Source organism: Zobellella iuensis, assembly GCF_016746085.1.
Lineage (GTDB): Bacteria > Pseudomonadota > Gammaproteobacteria > Enterobacterales > Aeromonadaceae > Oceanimonas > Oceanimonas iuensis.
Window position 1 is genome coordinate 262,168 of sequence record NZ_JAERTZ010000025.1, and the last position, 26,453, is coordinate 288,620.

Below are 26,453 nucleotides of genomic sequence, written 5' to 3' on the forward strand. Positions count from 1 at the left end.
TATTGCAAATTTTGTCATGGGCACCATAATAGGTGCCCCGTTTTTTAGCGAGCCCCTAACCAGGTTTTTAAAGGAGCCCCGAGATGAAAAAAGTAATTCCGGCCGCCTTGCTGGCCACCCTGTTCGCCCTGAGTGGCTGTGATGAGCCAGGCCCGACTGCCGATGTCGGTGACAAGATCGACGAGGTGATGCAGCAAGCGGCATCCCAGCCCGAAGCCTATCAGGATGAAGCGGCCGATCTCGCTACCGAGCCGAAACCGGAAATGCTGGAGCAGCAGAAGGAAGAATTTCAGCAAGCCATAGAAGAAGCATCCAGAGAAGCGGAAGATCGCCTGAACGAAATCATGGACAGAACCCTGAACCAGGAATAACCCGGTTCGACAAAGAAAGGCGGTGTCATCACACCGCCTTCCCCATGCGGTAATAACGGCGACAGGATGACAAACTTCGTCATACCGGCACCGGGCTTTACCTATCCGGTTACGTCAACTTCGCTCGCTGCTTTTTATTACTCATTGATAAATATTGTTTTTTTATAAAAGCAACCGACTCCCCTCCTTATGCTGCTACTGTTATTCGGATCAAAGTTGAGCTATTACTAATAGAGCAAAAACACAAAAGCGGCCTGGCCGCCATGCAATCTAGCGAGGAACCGATATGAAGAAGTCATTGCTTAATGTTCTGCTGTTTACCTCTGTCACGGCTTTTGGTCTTGCCGCCTGCGATAACAAGGGCCCCGCCGAACAAGCCGGTGAAAATGTCGATGAAGCCATCGAGAGGGTACAGGAGCAGGGCGAACAGATGGCCGATGACGCCGCGGAAGCGCTGGGTATGGAAGAGCTGGGTGAAAACCTGGATGCCGCCGCCGACAGCGCCATGGACGCCGCCGGCGAACAGGCCGAGGAAGTGGAGCAGGCCATGGATGACGCCGCCGCCGAAGCCGAGGAGCGGTTGAATGAATTGATGGAAGAAAGCAACCAGTAAGCCACAGGGGAGCCTTGGCTCCCCTCAGCCCAGGCTGTCGACAAAGCCGCGGATAACTCTAAAACCCCACGCGCCCCGCCGTACCGAGCCCGTCTCGGTGCCGAAAATTTCCTTCTAGATCACATCCTGGTTCAGCCAATGTATCGCCTTTCCCGCTGCGAGGGGAAACCGGGAAGACACCCGGCCCCCGGTTCAGGCGGATCAGTTGTCGTGATAGCGTTCGCAGGCGATCAGGGTATTCTCGATCAGGGTCGCCACCGTCATGGGGCCCACGCCACCGGGCACCGGGGTGATGTAGGCGGCGCGTTCGGCGGCCACCGCATACTCCACGTCGCCCACCAGCCGGCCGTCGTCCAGGCGGTTGATACCCACATCGATCACCACGGCACCGGGTTTGATCCAGTCGCCGGGAATGAAGTTGGGCTTGCCCACCGCCACCACCAGCAGGTCGGCGCCTTCCACCTTGCCCTTGAGATCTTCGGTGAAGCGATGGCAGGTGGTAGTGGTACAGCCGGCCAGCAGCAGCTCCAGGGTCATGGGCCGGCCCACGATATTGGAGGCGCCCACCACCACGGCGTTGAGGCCGTGGGTCTTGATATGGCTGCGCTCGATCAGGGTCATGATGCCCTTGGGGGTGCAGGGCCGCAGGGCCGGGATGCGCTGGGCCAGGCGCCCCACGTTGTAGGGATGGAAGCCATCCACATCCTTGTGGGGGTGGATGCGCTCGACCACCAGGGTGCTGTCGATATGGCCCGGCAGCGGCAGTTGCACCAGGATACCGTCTATGGTGGCGTCCCGGTTCAGCTCGTCGATCAGGTCCAGCAGTTGTTGCTCTGTGGTTTCCTGGGGCAAATCGTAGGATTTGGAGATAAAGCCTACCTCCTCGCAGGCCCGGCGCTTGCTGCCGACGTACACCTGGGAAGCGGGATTGGCGCCCACCAGTATCACCGCCAGGCCGGGTGCACGCTTGCCCGCGCTTTTGCGTTCGGCTACCCGTTCGGCCACCTGGTTGCGTACCGCCTGTGCAATCGCTTTTCCATCGATTATTTGAGCTGACATCTGCGTTGATTCTCACCTTTATAAACCTGCGGCGATTGTCGCATTTTTTCAGGGCTTTGATAAGCGAGCACCCACGGCTTTATCCGGCCCCATGGCCCGGATAAAGCCGTTGACCCCACAGGAGCAAATAGGTATTATGCCGCCCCGTTACGCAGTGGCCTGGCCGCTGGGTAAATGCAAAAAGCGCCCTTAGCTCAGCTGGATAGAGCATCCGCCTTCTAAGCGGATGGTCGCAGGTTCGAGTCCTGCAGGGCGCGCCATTTGTGGTGACCGTAGCTCAGTTGGTAGAGTCCCGGATTGTGATTCCGGTTGTCGCGGGTTCGAGCCCCGTCGGTCACCCCAGCTCTTATTCCCCTATTCCCTGCTCCACCTGTTTTTCCAGATGAGCCACCAGCTCCTCGGGCAGATTGAGCCTGTGTGCCAGCGCCTGCAAATAGGCCCGCTCCGCCGCCTGATCCGGCGCTATCACCAGCCGCGAGGCCAGATACAGCTCCGCCGCCTGCTCGGGTCCCCTGGCCGAGGCCACGATATCCGTCAGCGCCACCGGGGCCGACAACATGTCGAACACCAGCGCCTTTTCATCCGCCGCCAGCCCCATCTGCTCCACCTGTTCGAAGATCCGTTGCTGCTCGGCGCCGTCCACGTGGCCGTCGGCCTTGGCCGCCCCTATCATGGCCCGCATCAGCGAGAGCTGGAAGGATTCGCCGTTGGCGGCGGGGGCGTCGGGCGAAAAGCGCGGATCCAGCCGTTGCAGATCGGCGCCGCTGGCGCCGTCGGCCTGGGCCGGCGACGTGCCCTGCTGCCAGTTCTGGTAGGCCTTCCAGGCCATGACGCCGGCGGCGGCCAGCCCCGCATACTTGAGGGTGCCGCCGGTCATCTTGCGGCCCTTCTTGCTGCCGAGCAGCAGCCCGAGAATGCCGCCGGTGGCGGCGCCCTTGCCGAAGCCGGGGTTGTTGCCCAGGAACTGGCCGATCAGTTTGTCTACTTTCATGAATGCCTCCTTACTGGCTCCTGGTCATCAGTTTAGCCACCTTGTCGACAAGCGCCCGGCGGATGCCGCCCAGCTGTTTCCTTTCATCCCCCTGCCAGGGCACAGGACGGCACAGATCCATGGCCTGCAACCCCAGGCGGGCGGTGAGCAGGCCGGCGCCCACTCCCTGGCCGGCCCGGGCCGACAAGCGCCCGGCCAGCTCCAGCCCGAGCAGGTCCATCCCCATGTCGAGGGCCGCCTCCGAGGCGCCCACATAGAGCAGGTGCCGCAGCAGGCGGCGGATCAGCCGCCAGCGGCTGAGCGCCCCCAGACGGATGCCGTAACAGGCGCTGATATCTTCGATCATCTTGAGGTTGCGCCACAGCACCAGCAGCATGTCCACCGTCGCCAGGGGGCTGGCCGCCACCATCACCGCCGCCTCGCCGGACCATTTCAGCACCCGGGCCCGGGCCTGCCGGTCCTGCACACTCAGCACCTGCCGGCTGTAGAGGGCCAGCACCTCGGCGTCCTGCTCCTGTTCCGACAGGCTCTGCAGCCATGTCTGGTAGGCATCCGACTGCACCAGGCCGCTTTGCCGGGCCAGTTGCTCGCAGAAAGTCCGGGCCTGGCCGCTGCCCTGGGCCGCCAACAGCTGCTCGGCCCGCTCCCGCTGGCTCGACACCCGCTCCAGGGTGCGCAGCAGGCGCAGCTCCCGCCACAGGCGGCCCAACGCCGCCAGCGCCAGCAGCCCCAGCGCCATGCTCCAGGCCGCGCCCAGCAGCAGGCTGTCTTGCCAAGTCTGCCACAGATTGACGGCGGAATGCGCCAGCAGCAGCAACAACAGCAACAGGCCGCCGCTCCACCACAGCCAGTGCCGGCGGTGGGGCCGCAGGCTCTCGGCCAGGGGCGGCTCCGGCGCGTCGTCCAGCGCGATAAAGTCGCCCTGCTCCAGTTGCCGTCCCGGGTGCAACGGCGCCTCCTCGGGCCCTGGCAGCGGGCTGTCCAGTATCACCTTGCTTTTCAATGTCACGATAATTTGTCTCCCAGCAGGAAGGCCAGCGCCTGATCCAGGCGCAGATGGGGCAGCGGCGCCTCGGGTTGCCACAGGGGCGGGGCGAACTCGGTGAAGTCGAAGCCCTGCCGCTGCCAGAAGTCGGCTCCGGGCAGGGCCTCGGGCACCTCGCCCGGGTAGAGGGTGACCGGTTCAACGTCTCCCAGCCGGCGTCCCTGCAGGGCGGGGATCTCCTCGCCCTGGTGCCGGGCCCGGCCGCTGTGGGTCGCCTTGATCGACGCCAGCGCCAGGGTATGGATGTCGATGCCGGACAGCCGGGCGTGGCGGTGGCCGCCACGAACCAGGCTGGTCAGCAACCGGGTCAGGCGGCCGTGCTGCTCCGGGGTCAGGTGATCGGCCTTGGTGGCGGCAAACAGCAGCTTGTCGATACGCGGAGCGAACAGCCGCTGCCACCAGCCGCTCTTGCCGTATTCGAAGCTCTGCAGTATGGCCTCGAGCGCCCGGCCCAGATCGGCAAAGCTGCCCGGTCCCTGGTTGAGCGGGGTCAGGCAGTCCACCAGCACGATCTGCCGATCGAAACCGGCGAAGAAATCGCGATAAAAGCCCTGTACCAGGTGCTTTTTATAGTGTTCGAAGCGCGCCTCCATCATGCCATGGTGGTGACTGTCGTTGAGCCCGGCGGGCACCTCGCCCCACACCCAGGGCACGAACTGCAGCATGGGTGCGCCCCGGTATTCACCGGGCAGGATAAAACGTCCGGGCTGTACCAGGTAGGCCCCGCACTCGCGCTTGATATCCAGCAGCCACTGGGTATAAGCCGCCGCCAGTGCAGCCAGCCGGGCATCATCGACGGGGCTGTCGGCCGCAAGCGAGGCCCCCGCCTGCAGCCAGGGCGCGGCCAGCGCCGCCAGCGCGGGGGTTTGCAGCAGAGCGCGCTGCTGCCCGCTCCAGTCGGCATAGCTCATCGCCAGCAAGGGCAGATCCAGCAGCCATTCACCGGGGTAATCGACGATTTCCAGATAAAGGGTGGCACTGTCCTGGAGCCGGCGCTTGAGCCGGTTTCCGGGGCGGTACTTGATGGCCAGGGTAATCTCGCTGATGCCCCGGGTGGGCTCGGGCCACACCGGCGGCCGGGCCGATAGCTGGCCGAGGGCGGCCTCGTAGCCGAAGGCCGGTACATGGTGGTGACGGCTCGGCACCCGCTTGATACCGAGCAGGCGGCCTTCCGCCGCCACCGGCCAATGGGGCAGCCGGGCATCCAGCCCGGCGTGCTCCAGCTGGTTGACCAGGCTGGTGATAAAGGCGGTTTTGCCGCTGCGGCTTAAGCCGGTGACCGCCAGCCTCAGCCGTTGATCCAAGCCCCGTTGCACCCAGGCGCCGGCCTTGTGGCGCCACTGCTCCAGTGCGGTCTTGCTCATTTATCCTCGCGCAGTTCGTTGAAGGCCCGGCGCAGGCGGAATTCCCGGGAGGTCATCAGTTGTTCCATCTCGGCCACCCGGCCGTTAAGCCGTTTGAGCTTGCCTTCCAGCTTTTCCAACGCTTCCTGCGGCGACAAACCCGACTGCCAGCCGGTGGTTTTCACATGGTCCGCCCCGGACGCCGGTGGTTCGGGCCTGTCCTCCAGCAACAGCCAGGCCGCGATATAGAGCACGAAAGTCAGGAAGCTGGCAAACACCAGGCCGGTCACCGCCAGCACCCGTACCAGCCAGGGTTCGACCCCGGCCTGGCGGGCGATGCCGGCGCAGACACCGCCGAGCTTGCCGTTGCGCTTGTCGCGATACAGGTTCATCAGGGTCGACGCCATCCGGGAACCTCCTGATCCAGTAGCCGCTCCAGGGTTTCCACCCGCTCGGCCAGCTGTTCCGCCTGGTGCAAGGCCTGTTCCAGCCGCTGGCGGGCCGACTCGCCCAGCCCCTCATCCAGGCGGCGCTTGCTGCGGTAGTGCAGCACCAGCCAGATGGGGACCACCAGGAACAGGAAAATATTCAGGGGGGCCACCAGGGCCCAGGCCAGTTCGGACATCAGTTATCCTCGCTCTTGTTCATTTTGGCTTTGAGCTTGTCCAGCTCCCGGCTGATGGCGTCGTCCACCTCCAGCTCGGCAAAGGCCTGATCCAGCCCCTTGCTCTGGCTGTACAAGTCCGCCTTGGCTTCCAGCTCATCTATCTTACGCTCCATGCGGTCGAATTTGTCCACCGCGGACGAGGTTTCGCTGTAGCGCACCCGCTCCTGCACCTTGATCCGGCTCTGGGCGCTGCGCTCACGCAGCTGCATCGCCTGCTGGCGGGCGCGGGCGTCGGCCAGCTTGGCTTCCAGCGCGTTGATGGCCTCGGACAGCTTGTTCATGCCCTCCTCCACCGCCTCGCACTCCCGCTCCAGGGCCTTGAGCAGTTCGGCCTGCTTGTTCTTCTCGATCAGGGCGGCCCGGGCCAGATCCTCGCGCCCTTTGGTCAGCGCCAGCTCGGCTTTGTCCTGCCATTCCGCCACCCGCTCCCGGTGGCGTTCGATCTGGCGCAGCAGGTCTTTCTTCTCGGCCAGGAAGCGGGCCAGGTTGGAACGTTCGCGCACCAGCTCGTCTTCCATTTCCTGGATGATCAGCCGCACCATCTTGGCCGGATCTTCGGCCTTATCCAGCAGGGAATTGAGGTTGGCGTTGATGATGTCCGCCAGTCGGGAAAAAATACTCATGGTTGAGCCTCCAAGGACGTCAGGGTGATTGGGCCACGGCGTAAAGCTACCTGGCCCGCTTACCCTACACGTAACAAGTTATATGCCAACTCGACAAAAGACGATAATTAGTTGAAAAATAAATGAAAAATAAAAATCACCGGCCACAGCATTAGTCAGCAGCGGCGAATAAGGCTACCATTTAGCAAATTTCGCCAAGTTGATATGCCATGACGGACAATGAGTTGATCGGTCAGTCCAACCACCTGCTGGCCGTGCTGGAACAGGTGTCCCTGCTGGCACCGCTGAACAAGCCGGTGCTGGTCGTGGGCGAGCGGGGCACCGGCAAGGAGCTGGTGGCCCACCGGCTGCATTATCTTTCCTCGCGCTGGCAGCAGCCCTTTATTTCCCTCAATTGCGCCACCCTGGCCGAAACCCTGCTGGAGTCCGAGTTGTTCGGCCATGAAGCCGGCTCCTTTACCGGCGCCCGGACGCGTCACCTGGGTCGCTTCGAACGCGCCGACGGCGGCACCCTCTTCCTCGACGAGCTAGCCACCACCAGCCCGCGGGTGCAGGAGAAGCTGTTGCGGGTCATCGAATACGGCGAATTCGAGCGGGTCGGCGGCAGCCAGGCGGTGTCGGTCAATGTACGCCTGGTGTGCGCCACCAACCGGGATCTGCCCGCCCTGGCGCAAACAGGTGAATTTAGGGCCGATCTGCTTGATAGACTGGCCTTCGATGTGGTTACATTGCCGCCCCTGCGTGCCCGGGGTGACGATATACTGCGGCTGGCCGAACACTTTGCGGTCAATCTGTGCATGGAGCTGGGCTGGCCGCTGTTTGCCGGCTTCAGCCCCGAGATCCGCGGCCAGTTGCTGGCCCACCCCTGGCCGGGCAACGTGCGGGAGCTGAAAAACGTGATCGAGCGCAGCCTGTACCGCCAGGGCCAGCCGGAAACCCCCCTGGCCGAGCTGTATCTGGACCCCTTCGCCTCGCCCTGGCGCCCGGAAGGATCCACGGTGGCACCGCCGGACCAGGCGGCAGCCTTGCCGCTCGACCTGCGGGCCCACCTGGCCGGGGCGGAAAGGCAGCTTATCCGAGCCGCCCTGGTCCGGGCCCGTTATAATCAGCGCCAGGCCGCCGAGTTGCTGGGGTTGAGTTATCACCAGTTGCGCGGGCTGCTGCGTAAATATGCTTCCCTCTTGCCGGCGGGCGAGAAAGCTGAACACAAGGATTAAGCATGCGTTTATGGCTCAGCGGCCTGCTCGCCCTGCTGCTGGCAGGGTGCGACAACGGCAACCGACAACTGGCGGCGGAAAGCCTGCTGTATTGCATCGAGGGGGCCCCGCTCACCTTCAACCCGCAACTGGTCACCTCCACCGAAACCCTGGATGCCACCGCCCACCAGCTGTACGATCGGTTGCTGGATATCGATCCCAACAATCAGCAGCCGGTACCGGCCCTGGCCATGAGCTGGACCCGCAGCGAAGACAGCCTGCGCTATCGTTTTACCCTGAGGCCCGGCGTGACCTTCCACCATACCGCCTGGTTCAGCCCCGGTCGTCCGCTGACGGCGGAAGACGTGGTCTTTACCTTTGCCCGGCTGATGGATGAGCAACACCCCTACCACGGGGTCAGCGGCGGCCGCTATCCCTTCTTCGACAGCATCGGCTGGCGCGAACTCATCCGCGAGGTTCGCGCACTGGGCGACAGCGAAGTGGAGTTTGTGCTCACCCGGCCGGATGCCTCTTTTTTGTCCAACCTGGCCACCGACTATGCGGTGATACTGTCGGCGGAATACGCCGGCCAGCTGCTGGCCGCGGGCACGCCGCAACTGCTTGACCAGCAGCCGGTGGGCACCGGGCCCTTTCTGCTCAGCCAGTATCGTACCGATGAATTTATCCGTTACCATCGCCACCCCAGCTACTGGCGCGGCAGTGCCCGCCTGAACCAGCTGGTGTTCGACATTACCCCCAAGTCGTCCAAACGGCTGGCCAAGCTGCTGACCGGCGAGTGCGATGTCATGGCCCACCCCGGCACCAGCCAGCTGTCGGTGATCCGCCGGCATTCCGATCTGGCGCTGAGCCAGGCCACCGGCATGAATGTGGCGGTGCTGGCGCTCAATACCGAAAAGCCCCCTTTCAACGATATCCGGGTACGCAAGGCGCTGAGCCTGGCGCTGAGCCGGGAAGACATACTGCACGCGGTGTATTTCGATATCGGCTCCCTGGCCGAGTCGTTGCTGCCGCCGGTGTCCTGGGGCTATCACCCCAACCTGCTGATGCCGCTGCCGGACATGGCGCGGGCACGGCTGCTGCTGGAGCAGGCCGGCCGGGAGCAGGGCTTTGACATGACCCTGTTGGTCCCCGCCGGCGCCCGGACCTTCAACCCGGACGGGCTCAAGACCGGCCAGTTGATCCAGCGCCGCTTGGCCGAGCTGGGCATCCGGGTGCGCTTGCTGAGCCTGGAAGAACAGATTTTGCGACGGGAATTGATCATCGGCGATCAGGATGCGGTACTCACCGGCTGGTCGGCCGATAGCCCGGACCCCGACAACATGCTGCGCAACCTGCTCAGTTGCCAGGCCATTGCCGCCGGCACCAATGCCAGCCGCTGGTGCCATCCGCTGTTCGAACGACAACTGGATCAGGCCCTGACCGAACCGCAACTGTCCAGCCGTATCCGCCATTATCAGCTGGCCCAGGAGCTGGCCTATCAGGATATGGCCCTGATCCCCCTGGTGCACAGCCTCAAGCTGCAGGCCCATCGCACCCAGGTGAAGGGGCTGCGGCTGCAGCCCTACGGCGGCGTGGCCTTCCACCAGGCTTACAAGGAGTAGCCATGCTGGTCTATCTGTTACGGCGGGTCAACCTGCTGCTGACCACCCTGCTGATGCTGACGCTGATCGCCTATGGGCTGGAATATCATCTGCTCAGCGAGGCACCCGGCAATTTTTGGGCCGGCTACCTGGCCTTTATCCACCAGTTGCTGGCCGGGGATTTCGGCATCTCCAGCGCCACCGGCATGCCGGTACTGGGCGCGCTGGGCCAGTATTTTCCCGCCACCCTGGAACTGTGCCTGGCGGCCTTTGTGATCTCCATGCTGGTGGGCGTGCCCATCGGCACCCTGGCCGCCCTGCGCCAGGGCCGCTGGCAGGACACCCTGATCCTTACCGGCACCCTGGTGGGGTATTCGATACCCGTGTTCTGGCTGGGCCTGCTGCTGGTGATGTTCTTCTCGCTCAACCTCGGTTGGCTGCCGGTGTCGGGCCAGCTCAGCCTGCTGTATGACATCAGTCCGGTGACCGGCATCATGACCATCGACTCGCTGCTGACCGACCATTCCTACCGCTGGTACGCCTTCGTGGATGCGCTCAGGCACCTGATACTGCCCTCCCTGGTGCTGGCCATAGTGCCCACCACCGAGGTGATCCGCCAGATCCGCAGCGCCCTGCTGGAGGTGCTGAAGCAGAACTATATCCGGGCAGCCCTGACCAAGGGCCTGAGCGAAACCCATGTGATACTGCGCCATGGCCTGCGCAACGCCTTTCCCGTCGCCATTCCCACCCTGGGGTTACAGCTGGGCACTGTGCTGACCTCGGCGATGATGACCGAAATCGTATTCGACTGGCCGGGGCTGGGCCGCTGGCTGGTGACCAGTATCGCGCTGCAGGATTATGCCGCCATCAAGGGCGGCACCCTGGCCATCGCCACCTTCACCATAGTGGCCAACGTGGCGATTGATATCGTTTCTACCCTGATTTATCCCACCAGGAGGAAAGCCCTTTATGCCAAGCAGGGCTAATATCTATCCCGAGCTCAAGGTACGCTCGCCGCTGGAGCAGGCCTGGGATCTGTTTCGCAAGAATACCCTGGCGATGATCGGGCTCTGGGGGTTGGGACTGCTCTCGCTGCTGACCCTGTTCGGTCCCTGGCTGGCGCCCTACCCGCCCTTTGAACAGTTCGGGCAGGTGCTGCTGCTGCCGCCGTCCTGGGCCATTGATGGCAATATCGACTTCTTCCTCGGCACCGACGACCTGGGCCGGGACATGCTGTCCCGCTTGATCATCGGCGCCCGGCTCACCTTCGGCAACGGGGTGCTGGTGGTGCTGGTGGCGCTGCTGGTGGGCGGCTGCATCGGCATCCTCGGCGGCATGAGCAAGGGGCTCAAGGCGAGCATCCTCAACCACCTGCTCGACACCCTGTTGTCCATTCCCTCGTTGCTGCTGGCCATCATCTTCGTGGCCATTCTGGGGCCGGGACTGTTCAACACCCTGCTGGCCATCACCCTGGCGCTGACGCCCCAGTTTATCCGCGCCACCTACAATGCCGTGTCCGACGAGATGCAGAAAGAATACATCACCGCCCTGCGCCTCGATGGCGCCAACCACTGGCGTATACTCAGGTTTGGGGTCTTGCCCAACCTGAGCGATACCATCGTCAGCCAGACCACCCGCGGCCTGTCGTCCGCCATCCTGGACATCACCGCCGTGGGCTTTCTCGGCCTGGGCGCCCAGCCGCCCCTCCCCGAGTGGGGCGCCATGCTCTCCGACGCCATGGAGCTGGTCTACCTGGCGCCCTGGATAGCGATACTGCCGGGGCTGGCGATACTGCTCTCGGTGCTGGTGGTAAACATGGTGGGAGAAGGCCTGCGCCAGGCCATCAACGAGGTAATGAACTGATGCCGCTACTGGATATTCGCAACCTGACCATCGAAATCGACACGCCCCAGGGCATGGTCAAGGCGGTGGACAAGTTCAGCCTGACCCTGGCCGACGGCGAGATCCGCGGCCTGGTGGGCGAGTCCGGCTCGGGCAAAAGCCTGGTGGCCCAGACCATAGTCGGCATCGAAAAGGACACCTGGCGGGTGACCGCCGATCGCATGTATCTCGACAACATCGACCTGCAGAGCCTGTCGCCCAAGGAGCGACGGCGCATCATGGGGCGGGATATCGCCATGGTATTCCAGGAGCCTTCCAGTTGTTTCGACCCCTCCGAAAAAATCGGGGCCCAGCTTGAGGAAGCCATTCCCGCCCGCAGCTTCCAGGGCAAATGGTGGCAGCGCTGGCACTGGCGCAGGCAGCAGGCGGTGGCCCTGCTGCACCGGGTAGGCATCAAGGATCACCGGATGGTGATGAACGCCTACCCCTACCAGCTGTCGGAAGGGGTGTGCCAGAAGGTAATGATCGCCATGGCCATCGCCAACCAGCCCAAGCTGCTGGTGGCGGATGAACCCACCAACGCCATGGAAGCCACCAACCAGGCCCAGATTTTGCGGCTGCTGGAACGGGTGAACAAGCTCTCGGGCACCACCATACTGCTGATCAGCACCGACATGACCGCCTTCGCCCGACTCACCCACAATATCACCGTGATGTATTGCGGCCAGACGGTGGAGTCCGGTACCCGGGAGCAGATCCTGACCCGCCCCCATCATCCCTACACCGCCGCCCTGCTGCAGATGATGCCGGATCTGGACGGCAGCCTGCCCCACAAGTCCCGGCTCAACACCCTGGCCGGCGTGATACCGCCGCTGCAGAGCCTGCCCATCGGCTGCCGCCTGGGCCCCCGTTGCCCCAATGCCCAGAAACAGTGCGTGATCACCCCTCCCCTGGCCAAGGTCAAGGGCCAGATCTACTACTGCCATTTCCCGCTCAACATGCAAAAAGGTAAGCCCAGATGAGCCAGGTGCCTCTGCTCAAGGTCGACAATCTCAGCAAGGTGTTCGTCAATCAGAGCGGCCTGTTCCGCAAGGTGCGCAAGACCGCCTTTTACCCCTTGTCGTTTACCCTGGAGCGGGGCCAGACCCTGGCGCTGATGGGCGAAGCCGGTTCCGGCAAGAGCACCCTGGCCAAGGTGCTGGCGGGGGTGATGCCGCCCACCCAGGGCAGCGTCTATATCGACGGTGACAAGATTGAGGCGGGGGATGACAAGAAGCGCTGCAAGCTGCTGCGCATGATCTTCCAGGATCCCAACACCTCGCTCAACCCGCGCAGCCGCATCGGCCAGATCCTGGAGGCGCCGCTCAGCCTCAACACGGATCTGGACGCCGAACAGCGGCAGGCCCTGGCGCTGGACACCCTGCGCATGGTGGGGCTGCTGCCGGATCATTACCATTTCTACCCGGGCATGATCTCCACCGGCCAAAAACAGCGGGTGGCCCTGGCCCGGGCCCTGATCCTCTCGCCCAGGATCATCGTCGCCGACGAAACCATTTCCACCCTGGATTTGTCGGTGCGCTCCCAGATCATCAACCTGCTGCTCAGCCTGCAGAGTACCCTGGGGCTGTCCTACATCATGGTGGCCAACGATCTCGGCGTGGTACGCCATATCAGCGATCAGGTGATACTGATGCACGAAGGCCATGTGGTGGAAGCCGGCCCCACCGCCAGGGTACTGACCAACCCCCAGAGCGAGCAGGGCCTGCGCCTGCTGCAGAGCTACAACAACGAATACCGCTGGCACCGGGGCTGAGCCGGCACGCGGGCTTCAGGCGGCCGCCGGCACCCCGCTATGGAACCGGAACTGGGGGTCGGGCAAGGCGATAAGCTCCGCTTCCTTTTCACCGAAGAAGACCACCCGATCGTCGATGCTCTGCCCGGCATGCTCTCGCGCCAGCGTCAGGTAGTCCTGGTAGTGGCGCGCCTCGGAGCGCAGCAGCGACACGTAGAACCGGGCCAGCTCCTCGTCCAGAAAGGGCGCCAGCCGGGCGAAGCGCTCGCAGGAGCGCGCCTCTATGTAGGCACCGACGATCAACCGATCGACGATGGCCGCCGGTTCATGGGTGCGCACATGGGCGAGCAGCCCGCTGGCGTAGCGGGAGGCGGACAGGGTAGCGTAAGGGATGCCGCGGGCCGCCATGATCTCCAGCACCTGCTCGAAATGGTGCAGCTCCTCCTGGATCAAGCGCACCATCTTCACCAGCAGATCGTTCTTGGCCAGCTCGTCGAATACCCGCTTGTTGTCCCCGATCAGGGCCTGCTTGCCCAGCACCTCCCCCTTTTCCGGCAGGGCGTCGAGCGACTTGTAGAAGTCGAGGTTGGGCAGCAGCTTGCGCTTGTCCTTCGGCAGGCAGTAGCGGCGCACCAGGCTGTGGGCGCTCATGGCCGCCTTCATCTCGCAGTTGGCGTGATCCACCAGCAGGGCGGCCAGGTGCTCGGGCTTGCGCGCCTCGGCCAGCCACTCGTCGGGTGTGGCACAATGCAAAAAACCATGGATGGGAGCCAATAACTGGCTACACTCTGTATTCAAGGGAATGAGTTCCAAAATAATAATTACCCGTGCAGGACGGCAGTGGTGATGTTACTGATTGCGGTATTTTATCAAGTCGAGTCTTCGACGGCAGCCTCAAAATGCGGCCGTCGAACCGGGTGGCTTCCATTGACAGGAGACGCCCATGGCTGAGGACAACGGCGAGCAGGAGCTGGAACGGCTGCGCTCCCTGGAAAAAACCCTGCTGCTGGCGCTGGACATCGTCAGCGACGGCATCTGGGACTGGCACCGGCTTACCGGCATCGTAAAGCGCAATGCCCGCTGGTACCAGATGCTGGGTTATGAGCCATTCAGCCTGCCGGAAACGGTGAATACCTGGCTTGAGCTTATCCACCCCGACGACTATCCCGCCACCATGGCGGCCATGCAGCGTTACCTCGACGGCGAGGCCCCCCTGTTCAGCGCCCGCTACCGCTTTAAAAAAGCGGACGGCGACTATATCTGGCTGCAGGATCAGGCCAGGTTCGTGGAGTTCGACGAGCACGGCGAGCCTGTCCGCATGCTGGGTGCCCACCAGGACATTCATCACCAGGTGCAGGCGGAGGAAGAACAACGGCAGCATCAGGCCTATCTGGAACAATTGAATCGGGAACTGGAGCGGAAGGTACAGGAACGCACCCGGGAGCTGGCCGAAGCCAATACCGCCCTGGTCCAGCAACTTGCCCTTACCCGCGAGCAGGCGCGCACCGACTACCTCACCGGCCTGTTCAACCGCCGCCATTTCGACCAGGTGCTGAACGAACAGTGGCAGCAAGCCGCCCGGCAGGTATCGGCCATCGTCTTGCTGGATCTGGACTACTTCAAGGAGGTCAACGACCGCCACGGCCACCAGATAGGCGACCTGGTGTTGCAGACCATTCCCGAACTGCTGCGCCCCCATCTTCGCCACCAGGATCTGCTGGCCCGCTGGGGCGGCGAGGAATTTATCCTCTGGCTGCCCGACACCAGCGGCCCGGCCGCCATGCACCTGAGCGAGCGCCTGCGCCATACCCTGGCCGAGGCCCGCTTCTGCCGGGACATCCACCTGACCGCCAGTTTCGGGGTGGCGGTCTGCCGCCCGGGCGATACCATCCAGCAGGTGCTGCGCCGCGCCGACGCCTGCCTCTACCGGGCCAAGCGGGAAAGGAACAAGGTGGCGGGGGAAGTCGCCCCCTGACCCCGGGTTCCACTTTTTTGATCCGCCTCGCAGTTCCGTCACTTTTTGCTAACCAATCCGGAAATTTCCCCTACAATCCCTCCATCGAATCGATTGCGTAACCGTTTCGCTCGCAATTAAAGGTTAACTCTCGGGGCTCTCCGGCCCCTGAAACAAGGCGGTACCGTGAAGAAAACCCCTCTGCTGAACAGCCATTTATCCGCCCTGGTGGCCCGCCTGGGCCACACCGACGAGATCACCCTGGCCGACGCCGGCCTGCCCGTTCCCGCCGGGGTCGAGCGCATCGATCTGGCGGTGCGCCCCGGCCTGCCCGGGCTGGAAGACACCCTGGCGGCCCTGCTCACCGAGTTGCAGCTGGAAGCCGTGGTGCTGGCGGAAGAGATCAAGAACGCCAGCCCGGAGCTGCACCAGCGGCTGCTGGACCAGCTGGCCGGGGCGGCCGCGGCCCAGGGCCGGGACATCGCGGTCGGTTATGTGGCCCACGAGCAGTTCAAGCGGCAAAACGGCCACAGCCGGGCGGTGGTGCGCACCGGTGAATGCACCCCCTACGCCAATCTCATCCTGCGCGCCGGCGTGCCCTTCTGAGGTGACCATGGAACCCATATTGTCTCTTGCCGGCATCGACAAGGCCTTTCCCGGGGTCAAGGCGCTGGATCAGGCCGGGCTCAAGGTTTATCCGGGCCAGGTGATGGCGCTGATGGGCGAAAACGGCGCCGGCAAGTCCACCCTGATGAAGGTACTCACCGGCATCTACCAGGCGGACGCGGGCGAGATCCGCTACCGGGGCCGGCCCTGCCGCTTCGGGGGGCCGCGCGAATCCCAGCAGGCGGGCATCGGCATCATCCACCAGGAACTGAACCTGCTGCCGGAGCTGACCATCGCCGAGAACATCTTCCTCGGCCGCGAACCGATCGGCGCCTTTGGCAAGATCGACTGGCGCCGGCTCTACGCCGAGGCCCAGAGCCTGCTGGACCGGCTGCAGATCCGCCACTCCCCCAAAACCCGGGTCGGCGACTTGAGCATCGGCGCCCAGCAGATGGTGGAGATCGCCAAGGCGCTGTCGTTCGAGGCGGCCGTCATCATCATGGACGAGCCCACCGATGCCCTCACCGATACCGAAACCCGGGCCCTGTTCCGGGTGATTGAAGAGCTGCGCCAGGCCGGCTGCGGCATCGTCTATATCTCCCACCGCCTCAAGGAGATCTTCGAGATCTGCGACCGGGTCACGGTACTGCGCGACGGCAACTGGATCGGCGAGGAGGCGGTGGCGGACATCGACGAAGACCGCCTTATCGAGATGATGGTGGGCCGCCGGCTGGACGAGCAGTACCCGCGCCTGGCCGTACCGCCGGGGCCGGAAGTGCTGCGGGTCGACGGCCTCGGTGGCCCCGGCGTGAAGGCAGTGAGCTTTGCCCTGCGCCAGGGCGAGATCCTCGGCTTTTCCGGACTGATGGGCGCCGGCCGCACCGAACTGGCCAAGATCCTCTACGGCGCCCTGCCCCGCACCGCAGGTACCCTGCTGCTGGCGGGCAAGCCCTATCACGCCAAGACCCCCCAGCAGGGGCTGGCGGCCGGCATCGCCTATATCTCGGAAGACCGCAAGGGCGATGGCCTGGTGCTGGGACTGTCGGTCAAGGCCAACATGAGTCTGTCGGCCCTGGCCGAGCTCAGCCGGGGGCCGCAGCTCGATCACGGCGCCGAGCGCACCGCGGTGGACGACTTCATCCAGCTGTTCAACATCAAGACCCCGGGCCGGGAGCAACTGATCGGCAATCTCTCCGGCGGCAACCAGCAGAAAGTGGCCATCGCCAAGGGGCTGATGACCCGCCCCAAGGTGCTGATCCTGGACGAGCCCACCCGCGGGGTGGATGTCGGCGCCAGGAAGGAAATCTATCAGTTGATCAACCGTTTCAAGCAGGAGGGCATGGCGATACTGCTGCTGTCGTCCGACATGCCGGAAGTGCTGGGGATCAGCGACCGTATCCTGGTGATGCACGAAGGTCGCATCACCGGTGAATTCAAGGCCGCCACGGCCACCCAGGAACAACTGCTGGCCGCCGCCGTCGGCCAGACTCAACAAGAGGTAACTGCATGAACGCCCCTGCCCTCAACTCCGGTCGCCGCTGGTTCAGCAAGGAATGGCTGATCGCTCAGAAATCGCTGATCGCCCTGCTGGTGCTGATCGCGGTGGTCTCCATGCTGAGTCCCAACTTCTTCACCCTGGACAACCTGCTCAACATACTGCGCCAGACCTCGGTGAACGCCATTATCGCCGTGGGCATGACCCTGGTGATCCTCACCGCCGGCATCGATCTCAGCGTGGGCTCGGTACTGGCCCTGTGCGGCGCCTTCGCCGCCAGCATGGTGTCAATGGAGCTGTCCATCTTCATCACCCTGCCGGCCGTGCTGCTGGCCGGTTTTGCCCTGGGCGGGGTAAGCGGCCTGATCGTCGCCAAGGGCCGGGTGCAGGCCTTTATCGCCACCCTGGTCACCATGACCCTGCTGCGCGGCGTGACCATGGTCTATACCGACGGCCGGCCCATCTCCACCGGCTTTTCCGACCAGGCGGATCTGTTCGCCTGGTTCGGTACCGGCTATGTATTCGGCATTCCGGTGCCGGTATGGCTGATGGCCGTGACCTTCCTCGGTGCCTGGTACCTGCTCAACCACACCCGCTTCGGCCGCTATATCTACGCGGTGGGCGGCAACGAGGCGGCGGCGCGGCTCTCCGGCATCAACGTGGCCCGGGTCAAGATGGGGGTCTACGCCCTCTGCGGCATGCTGTCGGCGCTGGCGGCCATCATCGTCACCAGCCGGCTGTCGTCGGCCCAGCCCACCGCCGGCACCAGCTACGAGCTGGACGCCATCGCCGCCGTGGTGCTGGGCGGCACCAGCCTGGCCGGCGGCAAGGGCGCCATCATGGGCACCCTGATAGGGGCGCTTATCATCGGTTTTCTCAACAACGCCCTCAACCTGCTGGACGTGTCCTCCTATTACCAGATGATCGCCAAGGCTGCGGTGATCCTGCTGGCAGTGCTGGTGGATAACAAGAACAAGTAACCCTACACAACACAAAAAAAGGAAGCCGAACCATGAAAAAACTGACCACCCTGCTTGCCACCGCGCTCGTCGGCACCACCCTGACCGCCGGCGCCTACGCCCAGGACACCCTGGCGCTGGTGATCTCCACCCTCAACAACCCCTTCTTCGTCACCATGAAGGAAGGGGCCGAGCAGAAGGCGGCCGAACTGGGTTATAACCTCATCGTGCTCGACTCCCAGAACGATCCCGCCAAGGAGCTGGCCAACGTGGAGGATCTGAACGTGCGCGGTGCCAAGGTGCTGCTGATCAACCCCACCGACTCCGACGCCGTGGCCAACGCCATCCGCCTGGCCAACCGGGCCGGCCTGCCGGTGCTGACCCTGGACCGCGCCGCCGGCCGGGGCGAGGTGGTGTCCCATATCGCCTCCGACAACGTGGCCGGCGGCAAGATGGCCGGCGACTTTATCGCCGAACAACTGGGCCATGACGCCAACGTCATCCAGCTGGAAGGCATCGCCGGCACCAGCGCCGCCCGCGAGCGCGGCCAGGGCTTCGCCCAGGCGGTGGCCGAGCACGGCTTCAGCCTGATGGCCAGCCAGCCCGCCGACTTCGACCGCACCAAGGGCCTGAACGTGATGGAAAACCTGCTCACCGGCAACCCGGGCGTGCAGGCGGTGTTCGCCCAGAACGACGAAATGGCCCTGGGCGCCCAGCGCGCCCTGCAGGCGGCCAACAAGAAGGAGGTACTGATCGTCGGCTTCGACGGCACCGAGGACGGCATCAAGGCGGTGCAAGGCGGCCGCCTGGCGGCGACCATCGCCCAGCAGCCCGACGCCATCGGCGCCATCGCGGTGGAAATCGCCGACAAGGTGCTCAAGGGCGAGACCGTGGCCGACCATATCCCGGTTCCGCTGCAGGTGATCAGCCAGTAAGATAACCGGCGTCCCTTCGTCACCCCCGCGCAGGCGGGGGTCCATGGGGCCTCCTTGGCACGCTGCAACCGCCCCTTGGATGCCCGCCTGCGCGGGCATGACCATGAATACGGCCGACAGTATCCGGAATAACCAAACCCGCCTTAGCCAAGGCACAGAAGGTAACAACCATGACCCTGACCGTAGCAGGCAGCATCAATATCGATCATGTGATCCGACTGCCCCAGTTTCCCCGCCCCGGTGAAACCCTCACCGGCCGCGACTACCGCATCGTGCCGGGCGGCAAGGGCGCCAACCAGGCGGTGGCCGCCGCCCGCGCCGGCGCAACCACCCGCTTGGTCGCCTGCGTGGGCGAGGATGCCCTGGCCGGCAGCCTGGTGGCCGGTTTTGCCGCCGACGGCATCGACACCGCCGCCATCGACACCGTCGCGGGCGTCAACACCGGCGTGGCGCTGATCCAGGTGAACGACAACGGCGAAAACACCATAGCGCTGGCCGCCGGCGCCAACGGCGAGCTGACCCCGGCCCGGCTGGAGCGGCACGCCGCCGCCCTGAATTGCGAACAGCTGCTGCTGCAGCTGGAGATCCCGCTCGACACCAACCTGGCCGCCGCCCGCGCCGCCAAGACCCAGGGCGCCCGGGTGGTGCTCAACCCCGCCCCCGCCCGGCCCCTGCCGGACGAGCTGCTGGCCCTGGTGGACCTCATCACCCCCAACGAGACCGAAGCCGAGCAGCTCGCCGGGGTGGCAGTGAACGACGACGCCGGCGCGGCCGCCGCGGCCGAAGTGCTGCACGCCAAGGGCATCGACACCGTTATCATCACCCTGGGCGCACGCGGCGTCTGGCTGAGCGAGCGGGGCCAGGGCCGGCGGGTGCCGGGCTTTTCCGTGCAGGCGGTGGACACCACGGCGGCGGGCGACACCTTCAACGGCGCCCTGGTCGCCGCCCTGCAACAAGGGCTGCCGCTGGCCCAGGCGGTGCACTTCGCCCAGGCGGCGGCGGCCATTTCCGTGACCCGCCCCGGCGCCCAGACCTCGGTACCCTTCAGGGCCGAGATCGAGGCCCTGCTGGAGCAGCATTGATGGCCACCATCAAGGACGTGGCGAAGCTCGCCAGGGTATCCACCTCCACCGTCAGCCATGTGCTGAACAAGACCCGCTTCGTCAGCCCGGAGATCACCGAGCGGGTGGAAGGGGCCATAGAAGCGCTCCACTACGCCCCCTCGGCGCTGGCCCGCAGCCTCAAGGTCAACCAGACCCGCACCCTGGGCATGCTGGTCACCACCAGCGCCAACCCCTTCTTCGCCGAGGTGGTGCAGGGGGTGGAGCAGCGCTGCTTCGAGCTCGGCTACAGCCTGGTGCTGTGCAACACCCAGGGCGACAAGGCCCGGCTCAACGCCAGCATGGAGATGCTGCTGCAAAAGCGGGTGGACGGCGTCATCCTGATGTGTACCCAGGCCCACCTGGGGGAAAATGTATTCGACCGCTACCCCAGCGTGCCCCTGGTGCTGGCGGACTGGGGCCCCATGGATCTGGAGGCGGATCTGATCCAGGACTCGGGCCAGCAGGGCGGGCGGCTCGCCACCGAACACCTGATAAGCCTCGGCCACCGCCATATCGGCTGCATCACCGGCCCCATGGGCAAGCGGGCGGCGGAGGAACGGCTGGCGGGCTTTCGGGATGCCATGGCACAGGCGGGCCTGGCGATACGCCCCGAGTGGATTGCCGAGGGCGACTTCGAGCTGGCCGGTGGCAAGGCGGCCATGGCCCGGCTGCTGGAAAAATCCGAGCGGCCCACGGCGGTGTTCGTGGGCAACGACATGATGGCGGTGGGCGCCCTGCGCGCCCTGGCCGATGCCGGGCTGAAAGTGCCACAAGACATGTCCCTGGTGGGCTACGACAATATCGAGCTGGCCCGCTACCTGGTGCCGGCGCTCACCAGCATAGAGCAGCCCAAGGCCGGCCTGGGCGCCCTGGCGGTGGACACCCTGCTGGCCCGCATCCGGGCGCCGGACAGCCCGCGCCGGGTACTGACCCTGGCCCCGGAGCTGGTGGTGCGGGAGAGCAGCGCGGCGCTGGCCATTCCCCGCCGGCTTGGGTAGCATCGCTGCTTCGCCGGCCACTAATGACTCCAGGTTATGGACCACCACCAGAAAGGACTGCTGCTCACCGCCCTGGGGGTGCTGATCATCTCCCCCGACGCCCTGTTGCTGCGCATCATCAGCATTCCCGCCGATCAGCTGGTGTTGTGGCGCGGGCTGCTCAACGTGCTGGGGTTCTGGCTTATCGTGGTGGCCCGCTACCGCCGCCACTGGTTTCGTGCCTACCTGGCCTGCGGCCGGGCGGGACTGGGCTGCACCCTGCTGTTCAGCATGAGCACCATCGGCTTTGTGCTCGGCAACCACTTCACCAGTGCCGGCAACGTGCTGGTGATCCTGGCCTCGGCGCCGCTGATCGCCGCCCTGCTCAGCCGCCTGTTCCTGCGCGAACGCCTACCCCTGCGCACCTGGCTGGCCATCGGCGCCTGCCTGGCGGGGATTTCGCTGATCGTGCTCGACGATGCCGGCGAGGGCTCCCTGCTCGGCAACGCCCTGGCACTGATGGCGGCGGTGGGGCTGGCCGGCAACCTGACCCTGGCGCGCAGCCGGCCCGGGGTGGACATGAGCCCAATGCTGACCCTGGGCGGCCTGGGTACCGCCCTGCTGGCCCTGGCCTGGAGCGGCGAGGTGATGCTGCCCGACGCCGCCAATCTGGGCTGGCTGCTGTTGCTTTGCCTGGTGTTGATGCCGGCGGGCTTCACCCTGATCCAGCAGGGGCCCTTGTACCTGCCCTCGGCGGAAGTGAGCCTGCTACTGTTGCTGGAAACCGTCTTCGGCACCCTGCTGGTGTGGCTGTTTTTGAGCGAGCGCCCCAGCGATCAGGGCCTGCTGGGCGGCGCCATGGTGCTGCTGGCGATGGCGGTGAAAAGCATGCTGGACCGACGGCAACAAAAACAAAAAAAGCGCAGGCTCAAACCGGGAATGACATCGTAGAGACACCGGACCGGGGTAACAGCGCTAAACGCTTTCAGCCGAGGACTTCAACCGCTACAATCGAACTCAAACGCAGCCACCCCAGTCACAGCAAGGATGCCCCCAGGTGAAGATACCATTCCTGTTTCTACTTTTGCTGCCCGGCCTGCTGCACGCCCAGGACGAGTTGCTGCCCCTCTCTCCCGTTTCCACCGGAAACGAGGCCCGGGGGGTGATCCGCTCGGCACATCAGGCGGTGCTCTCGGCAGAGCAGGCCGGCCGCATTACCGACATCGGCCATGCCGAAGGCGAGGCCTTCGAGCAGGGCGAGGTGCTGGTGCGTTTCGACTGCGGCGCCTACCGCGCCCAGCTGGATGCGGCCAATGCCGCCGCCCGGGCCGCCACCGAAGAACTCAACCACAATCGCCAGTTGGCCGAACTCAATTCCGTGGGCCGTTATGCCGTATCCCTGGCCCAGGCCAGGCTCGCCCAGGCCCAAGCCGAAGCCCGGGTCTTCCAGGTGCATGTGGAGCGCTGCCAGCTCAAGGCCCCCTTCAGCGGCCAGGTGGTATCCCGCAAGGTGCAGCCTTTTGAAAGCGTGACCGCCGGTACCCCCTTGCTGGACATCGTGGACAACAAGGCCCTGGAGCTGCACATACTGGTGCCTTCCCGCCGCCTGAACCAACTGGCACCGGGCCAGCCCTTCACTTTTATACCGGATGAAACCGGCAGCCCCCTCGAGGCCCGCATCAGCCGCCTGGGTGCCCGCATCGATGAAGGCAGCCAGACCCTGCTGTTGATCGGCGCCATCAGCGATGCCCCCGACGGCCTGCTCGCCGGCATGAGCGGCACCGCCCGTTTCGCGGATCAGCCATGAACGCCGCTGTCGGCATCCAGGCCGAGCAGGTCTTCGCCCGTTTCCTGACCCTGGAGCAGCAGGCCCGCGACGCCGGGGATACCGAACAGCTGGCCTACAGCCTGGTCAACGATGGCCAGGCCCTGTTCGGCTTTCGCCATGCCGCCCTGCTGCTCAACGGCAAGGCCCGGGCCGTCACCGGCATCAGCGTGGTCGATCCCCATGCCCCCTTCGTGGCCTTTGTAGAGCAGGCCCTGGCCCAGTTGCAGAAAACGGCACGGGATAACCGGCCCCAGGTGGTGGATCCGGCCCGGCTCAACGAGCAGAGCCGGGCCGACTGGCAGCAGTTGTCGGCACCCCATGCCTTCTGGCTGCCCCTGCTCGACTCGCAGCAACGGTCATTCGGCGGGCTCTGGCTGGCCCGCGAGCAGCCCTGGACACCGGCCGAGCAGACGCTGTTGCAACAACTCGGCCATTGCTACGCCCATGCCTGGCTGGCGCTGCAACCCAGGGCCCGCCATCGCCGCCGCCGGCGGCCCTGGCTGCTGGTGGCCGCGGCCGCCGTGCTGGCGGCCATGGTTATCCCGGTACGCCAGTCGGTGCTGGCGCCGGCGGAGGTGATACCGCTCAATGGCCAGGTGGTGGCCGCTCCGCTGGACGGCGTGATCACCGAGTTCCTGGTGCAGCCCAACCAGCCGGTGGCCGCCGGCGATCTGTTGTTCACCTTCGACGATACCAGCCTGCAGGCCCGGGTCGACGTGGCCGAACGCACCCTGGCGGTGGCCCGGGCCGAATACCGGGCCAACGCCCAGCGCGCCTTTGCCGATGCAGAGTCGGGATCCAGGCTGGAGCTGCTGGCGGCCCGCGCCGAGCAAAAACAGGTGGAACTCGAATACGCCCGGGATCTGCTGGCCCGCAGCCAGGTCCGTGCCCAGCGCGACGGCATCGCCGTGTTTGCCGATCCGGAGCGCTGGCTGGGCAAGCCGATCAGCACCGGCGAACACCTGATGGTCATTGCCGATCCTGCCCAGGCGAGGCTGCGGGTGGATCTGGCGGTGGGCGACGCCATCGATTTGCCTGCCCGGGCCGAGGTCGTACTCTTTCCCGACAGCGATCCGCTCAACCGCCATCCGGCGGTGCTGGCCCATTCCGCCTACGAGGCGCAACTGACCGACGCCGGCCAGCTCGCCTACCGGCTGGATGCCCGCTTTGCCGGCCAGCCGCCGCGCCTGGGCGTGCGCGGCACCGCCAAGCTCTATGGCGAGCGGGTACCGCTGGGGCTCTATCTGCTGCGCCGGCCGCTGGCGGCGCTGCGCCAGGCGGTGGGCCTATGATATTGCCCTCCCTGCGCCCCGATTTGCAGTTGTCGGCGGCCAGCCCCGAGCATGACGGCTCGCCACGCTGGACCCTGGCCGATCCGGTACGCGGCCGCTATTTTCACCTGGGTGCCGGCGCCATGCGTCTGCTGCGCCACTGGTCCCTGGGCCGGGCCGAGCTGGTGCTGGCCGCCGCCAATCGCGAGCCGGGCCTGCCACTGCAGGGCGGCGATCTGGAGCAACTGCTGTATTTTCTGCGCAGCCACGATCTGGTGGCCGCCACCGATCCGGAACAGCGCGGCAGCTATACGGCCAAGGCGGCGGCCCAGCGGCGCAGCCTGTGGAGCCGGGTACTGCACCAGTACCTGTTTTTTCGCATTCCGCTGTGGCGCCCCGATCCCTTCCTCAACCGTACCTGGCCCTGGCTGGCCCGCCATGGCGGCTGGCTGCTGCGCCTGGGGCTGCCGCTGGTGCTGCTGCTCGGCATCTTTCTGGTCAGCCGGGACTGGTCCCGCTTCGTGTCCACCTTTCCGCACCTGTTCAGCCTGGGCGGCATGGCCGCCTTCGCGGTGGCGCTGGTGTTCGCCAAGTTCTGCCATGAACTGGGCCATGCCTATATGGCCAAGCGCGCCGGTTGCCGGGTGCAGAGCATGGGGCTGGCGTTCATGGTGCTGTTTCCGTTGTTCTACACCGACGTCAGCGACGCCTGGCGGGTCAACCACAAGGGCAGCCGGCTGCTGATCGGTGCCGGCGGCATGCTGGCCGAGCTGTTGCTGGCCGCCCTGGCCCTGCTGGCCTGGTCGCTGTTGCCCGACGGCCCGCTGCGCACCGCCGCCTTCCTGCTGGCCAGTGCCACCTGGATCACCACCCTGGTGGTCAACCTCAACCCCTTCCTGCGCTTCGACGGTTATTTCCTGCTGAGCGACCTGTGGGGCGTGGACAACCTGCAGCAACGGGCCTTCGCCCTGTGCCGCTGGCGCCTGCGCGAGGCCCTGTTCGGTTATGGCGAGGCAGCACCCGAACCCCTGCCCCCCCGGCTGCAGAAGCGCATGCTGGGGTGGGGCTATGCCGCCTGGTTGTGGCGCGCGCTGCTGTTTCTCGGCATCGCGCTGGCGGTATACCACCTGTTCTTCAAGCTGTTGGGCATCATACTGATGGTGGTGGAGCTGGCCTGGTTTATCGCCCTGCCGGTACTGCGCGAGCTGGGGGAATGGTGGCGCCGACGGCAGCAGGCCCGGCCGGTGCGCGGCCTGCTGGTGGCGGGCCTTCTGCTGGCCGGGCTGGCCCTGCTGCTGTATCCCTGGCGCAGTCAGGTCAGCATGCCGGCCATGCTGGAAGCCGCCGCCAGCAGCGCCCTGCACGCGCCCTTTCCGGCCCGGGTAAAGGCGGTACTGGCGCACAACGGCCAGCAGGTCAAGGCCGGCGATCTGCTGCTGGAGCTGAGCTCGCCGGACCTCGACTACCAGCTGCAACTGGCCCGCCGGGAAATCGACCTGCTGCAGCGCCAGTTGCAGCGCCGTTCCGCCCTGGCCGACACCGCCGCCGACAGCAGTGTGCTGGAGCAGCAACTGGCCCAGGCGCTGGCGGAATATCGCGGCCTGCAGGCCCAGCGGCAACGGCTGCAGCTGCGCGCGCCCCTGGACGGGACCCTGCATGATATGCCGCCCGATCTCGAACCCGGGCGCTGGCTGGCTTCCGGGCTGCGTCTCGGTACCCTGGTGACGCCCGGCGCCCGCCTGCGCGGTTATCTCGCGGAAACCCGGCTGTGGCGGCTGGAAGCCGGCATGCAGGGACGCTTTATCGCCGAGGATCCGTCCCGCCCGGCGCTGGCGGTGACCCTGGAGCAGATAGATACCGTGGGCGCCAACTTCCTGCAGCAGGAAGCGCTGGCCTCCGACCGGGGCGGCCCCATCGCCGTGCACCGCAACCGCCAGGGCCGGGCCGAACCCCAGGGGGCCCACTATGCCGTGCGCCTGCGCCCGGACGATACCCTCCCCCCCCTGTGGCAGCCTCAGCGCGGGGTGGTGGTGATCGATGGCCGGAGCGAGTCCTGGGCGAGCTCCGTGTGGCGGCGTGTTGCCGCCATCGGGGTGCGCGAAAGCGGGTTCTGATCGCCGAGGCTCATTGCCCTGTTTTATCCGCCCTTATCCATAGCGAATATTTTTGTCGCAGGTGACAA

General features: G+C 65.3%; 27 protein-coding genes and 2 tRNA genes. 21 read left to right on the forward strand and 8 right to left on the reverse strand.

Annotation, left to right across the window (positions count from 1 at the left end):
- The first annotated feature begins 83 nt into the window (after positions 1 to 83).
- Together JKV55_RS12060 and JKV55_RS12065 are read left to right on the forward strand one after the other, a co-directional pair.
- Positions 84 to 371, forward strand: a complete 288-nt coding sequence (locus JKV55_RS12060) for a hypothetical protein (protein ID WP_202085685.1) — start codon at positions 84 to 86, stop codon at positions 369 to 371.
- A gap of 286 nt (positions 372 to 657) precedes the next feature.
- Entirely contained in the window at positions 658 to 984 is a 327-nt protein-coding gene (locus tag JKV55_RS12065; protein WP_202085687.1) for a hypothetical protein, read from the forward strand.
- Between the two features lie 201 nt (positions 985 to 1,185).
- Here JKV55_RS12065 and folD read toward each other — a convergent pair whose 3' ends face one another.
- Positions 1,186 to 2,043: a bifunctional methylenetetrahydrofolate dehydrogenase/methenyltetrahydrofolate cyclohydrolase FolD gene (gene folD / locus JKV55_RS12070; RefSeq protein WP_202085695.1), complete on the reverse strand. Its 858-nt coding sequence runs from the start codon at positions 2,041 to 2,043 to the stop codon at positions 1,186 to 1,188.
- A gap of 183 nt (positions 2,044 to 2,226) precedes the next feature.
- On the opposite strand from folD, the gene JKV55_RS12075 reads away from it, so the two are divergent.
- Positions 2,227 to 2,303 (forward strand) — tRNA-Arg (locus JKV55_RS12075).
- Positions 2,304 to 2,309: 6 nt separating this feature from the next.
- Positions 2,310 to 2,385, forward strand: a tRNA-His gene (locus JKV55_RS12080).
- Positions 2,386 to 2,389: 4 nt separating this feature from the next.
- Here the strand turns inward: JKV55_RS12080 and JKV55_RS12085 are convergent.
- From JKV55_RS12085 to pspA, 6 genes are read right to left on the reverse strand one after another with little or no spacing between them, the layout of a single operon-like run.
- Complete coding sequence (locus JKV55_RS12085) at positions 2,390 to 3,034, reverse strand: tellurite resistance TerB family protein (RefSeq protein ID WP_202085697.1); 645 nt, start codon at positions 3,032 to 3,034, stop codon at positions 2,390 to 2,392.
- A 10-nt stretch (positions 3,035 to 3,044) separates the two neighbouring features.
- The gene (locus tag JKV55_RS12090) at positions 3,045 to 4,043 is read right to left on the reverse strand and encodes a TIGR01620 family protein (protein WP_202085699.1); all 999 of its coding nucleotides are present in this window, start codon (positions 4,041 to 4,043) and stop codon (positions 3,045 to 3,047) included.
- On the reverse strand, positions 4,040 to 5,443 hold the full coding sequence (locus JKV55_RS12095; RefSeq protein WP_202085701.1) for a YcjX family GTP-binding protein: 1,404 nt from the start codon (positions 5,441 to 5,443) through the stop codon (positions 4,040 to 4,042). Before JKV55_RS12095 ends, JKV55_RS12090 begins: the two co-directional genes overlap by 4 nt.
- Positions 5,440 to 5,829, reverse strand: coding sequence for an envelope stress response membrane protein PspC (pspC, locus tag JKV55_RS12100; RefSeq protein WP_202085703.1), 390 nt, complete (start codon positions 5,827 to 5,829; stop codon positions 5,440 to 5,442). Before pspC ends, JKV55_RS12095 begins: the two co-directional genes overlap by 4 nt.
- Complete coding sequence (pspB, locus tag JKV55_RS12105; protein ID WP_202085711.1) at positions 5,814 to 6,047, reverse strand: envelope stress response membrane protein PspB; 234 nt, start codon at positions 6,045 to 6,047, stop codon at positions 5,814 to 5,816. The genes pspC and pspB overlap by 16 nt, the downstream gene beginning before the upstream one ends.
- Entirely contained in the window at positions 6,047 to 6,712 is a 666-nt protein-coding gene (gene pspA / locus JKV55_RS12110; protein ID WP_202085714.1) for a phage shock protein PspA, read from the reverse strand. Before pspA ends, pspB begins: the two co-directional genes overlap by 1 nt.
- Before the next feature lie 209 nt (positions 6,713 to 6,921).
- Between pspA and pspF the strand changes: the two genes are divergently transcribed.
- From pspF to JKV55_RS12140, 6 genes are read left to right on the forward strand one after another with little or no spacing between them, the layout of a single operon-like run.
- Positions 6,922 to 7,929, forward strand: a complete 1,008-nt coding sequence (pspF, locus tag JKV55_RS12115) for a phage shock protein operon transcriptional activator (RefSeq protein WP_202085715.1) — start codon at positions 6,922 to 6,924, stop codon at positions 7,927 to 7,929.
- 2 nt (positions 7,930 to 7,931) lie between these two features.
- Positions 7,932 to 9,530, forward strand: a complete 1,599-nt coding sequence (locus JKV55_RS12120) for an ABC transporter substrate-binding protein (RefSeq protein ID WP_202085724.1) — start codon at positions 7,932 to 7,934, stop codon at positions 9,528 to 9,530.
- A gap of 2 nt (positions 9,531 to 9,532) precedes the next feature.
- On the forward strand, positions 9,533 to 10,495 hold the full coding sequence (locus tag JKV55_RS12125; protein WP_202085726.1) for an ABC transporter permease: 963 nt from the start codon (positions 9,533 to 9,535) through the stop codon (positions 10,493 to 10,495).
- Positions 10,479 to 11,372, forward strand: coding sequence for an ABC transporter permease subunit (locus JKV55_RS12130; RefSeq protein ID WP_202085728.1), 894 nt, complete (start codon positions 10,479 to 10,481; stop codon positions 11,370 to 11,372). The genes JKV55_RS12125 and JKV55_RS12130 overlap by 17 nt, the downstream gene beginning before the upstream one ends.
- Positions 11,372 to 12,373 carry a peptide ABC transporter ATP-binding protein gene (locus tag JKV55_RS12135; protein WP_202085735.1) on the forward strand — a complete coding sequence of 334 codons (1,002 nt, stop codon included), beginning with the start codon at positions 11,372 to 11,374 and terminating at the stop codon, positions 12,371 to 12,373. The genes JKV55_RS12130 and JKV55_RS12135 overlap by 1 nt, the downstream gene beginning before the upstream one ends.
- Positions 12,370 to 13,164 carry a peptide ABC transporter ATP-binding protein gene (locus JKV55_RS12140; protein ID WP_202085744.1) on the forward strand — a complete coding sequence of 265 codons (795 nt, stop codon included), beginning with the start codon at positions 12,370 to 12,372 and terminating at the stop codon, positions 13,162 to 13,164. The genes JKV55_RS12135 and JKV55_RS12140 overlap by 4 nt, the downstream gene beginning before the upstream one ends.
- 15 nt (positions 13,165 to 13,179) lie before the next feature.
- Here JKV55_RS12140 and miaE read toward each other — a convergent pair whose 3' ends face one another.
- Entirely contained in the window at positions 13,180 to 13,941 is a 762-nt protein-coding gene (gene miaE, locus JKV55_RS12145) for a tRNA isopentenyl-2-thiomethyl-A-37 hydroxylase MiaE (RefSeq protein WP_237332837.1), read from the reverse strand.
- A gap of 145 nt (positions 13,942 to 14,086) precedes the next feature.
- On the opposite strand from miaE, the gene JKV55_RS12150 reads away from it, so the two are divergent.
- The 11 genes from JKV55_RS12150 to JKV55_RS12200 all read left to right on the forward strand — a co-directional run bounded on the left by JKV55_RS12150 (position 14,087) and on the right by JKV55_RS12200 (position 26,385).
- Complete coding sequence (locus JKV55_RS12150) at positions 14,087 to 15,118, forward strand: sensor domain-containing diguanylate cyclase (protein WP_202085755.1); 1,032 nt, start codon at positions 14,087 to 14,089, stop codon at positions 15,116 to 15,118.
- A 165-nt stretch (positions 15,119 to 15,283) separates the two neighbouring features.
- Complete coding sequence (gene rbsD / locus JKV55_RS12155; protein WP_202085760.1) at positions 15,284 to 15,703, forward strand: D-ribose pyranase; 420 nt, start codon at positions 15,284 to 15,286, stop codon at positions 15,701 to 15,703.
- Positions 15,704 to 15,710: 7 nt separating this feature from the next.
- The gene (gene rbsA / locus JKV55_RS12160) at positions 15,711 to 17,213 is read left to right on the forward strand and encodes a ribose ABC transporter ATP-binding protein RbsA (RefSeq protein ID WP_202085762.1); all 1,503 of its coding nucleotides are present in this window, start codon (positions 15,711 to 15,713) and stop codon (positions 17,211 to 17,213) included.
- Positions 17,210 to 18,178: a ribose ABC transporter permease gene (gene rbsC / locus JKV55_RS12165; protein WP_202085764.1), complete on the forward strand. Its 969-nt coding sequence runs from the start codon at positions 17,210 to 17,212 to the stop codon at positions 18,176 to 18,178. Before rbsA ends, rbsC begins: the two co-directional genes overlap by 4 nt.
- A gap of 32 nt (positions 18,179 to 18,210) precedes the next feature.
- Positions 18,211 to 19,092, forward strand: coding sequence for a ribose ABC transporter substrate-binding protein RbsB (gene rbsB, locus JKV55_RS12170; RefSeq protein ID WP_202085766.1), 882 nt, complete (start codon positions 18,211 to 18,213; stop codon positions 19,090 to 19,092).
- A 170-nt stretch (positions 19,093 to 19,262) separates the two neighbouring features.
- Positions 19,263 to 20,174: a ribokinase gene (gene rbsK / locus JKV55_RS12175; RefSeq protein ID WP_202085768.1), complete on the forward strand. Its 912-nt coding sequence runs from the start codon at positions 19,263 to 19,265 to the stop codon at positions 20,172 to 20,174.
- A complete protein-coding gene (locus tag JKV55_RS12180; protein ID WP_202085770.1) occupies positions 20,174 to 21,193 on the forward strand; it encodes a substrate-binding domain-containing protein in 1,020 nt (339 codons plus the stop codon). Before rbsK ends, JKV55_RS12180 begins: the two co-directional genes overlap by 1 nt.
- A gap of 36 nt (positions 21,194 to 21,229) precedes the next feature.
- On the forward strand, positions 21,230 to 22,123 hold the full coding sequence (locus JKV55_RS12185) for a DMT family transporter (protein ID WP_202085772.1): 894 nt from the start codon (positions 21,230 to 21,232) through the stop codon (positions 22,121 to 22,123).
- Between the two features lie 106 nt (positions 22,124 to 22,229).
- Positions 22,230 to 22,979: an efflux RND transporter periplasmic adaptor subunit gene (locus JKV55_RS12190; RefSeq protein ID WP_202085774.1), complete on the forward strand. Its 750-nt coding sequence runs from the start codon at positions 22,230 to 22,232 to the stop codon at positions 22,977 to 22,979.
- The gene (locus JKV55_RS12195) at positions 22,976 to 24,292 is read left to right on the forward strand and encodes an efflux RND transporter periplasmic adaptor subunit (protein ID WP_202085776.1); all 1,317 of its coding nucleotides are present in this window, start codon (positions 22,976 to 22,978) and stop codon (positions 24,290 to 24,292) included. The genes JKV55_RS12190 and JKV55_RS12195 overlap by 4 nt, the downstream gene beginning before the upstream one ends.
- Complete coding sequence (locus JKV55_RS12200) at positions 24,289 to 26,385, forward strand: efflux RND transporter periplasmic adaptor subunit (protein ID WP_202085777.1); 2,097 nt, start codon at positions 24,289 to 24,291, stop codon at positions 26,383 to 26,385. The genes JKV55_RS12195 and JKV55_RS12200 overlap by 4 nt, the downstream gene beginning before the upstream one ends.
- Positions 26,386 to 26,453: the final 68 nt, after the last annotated feature.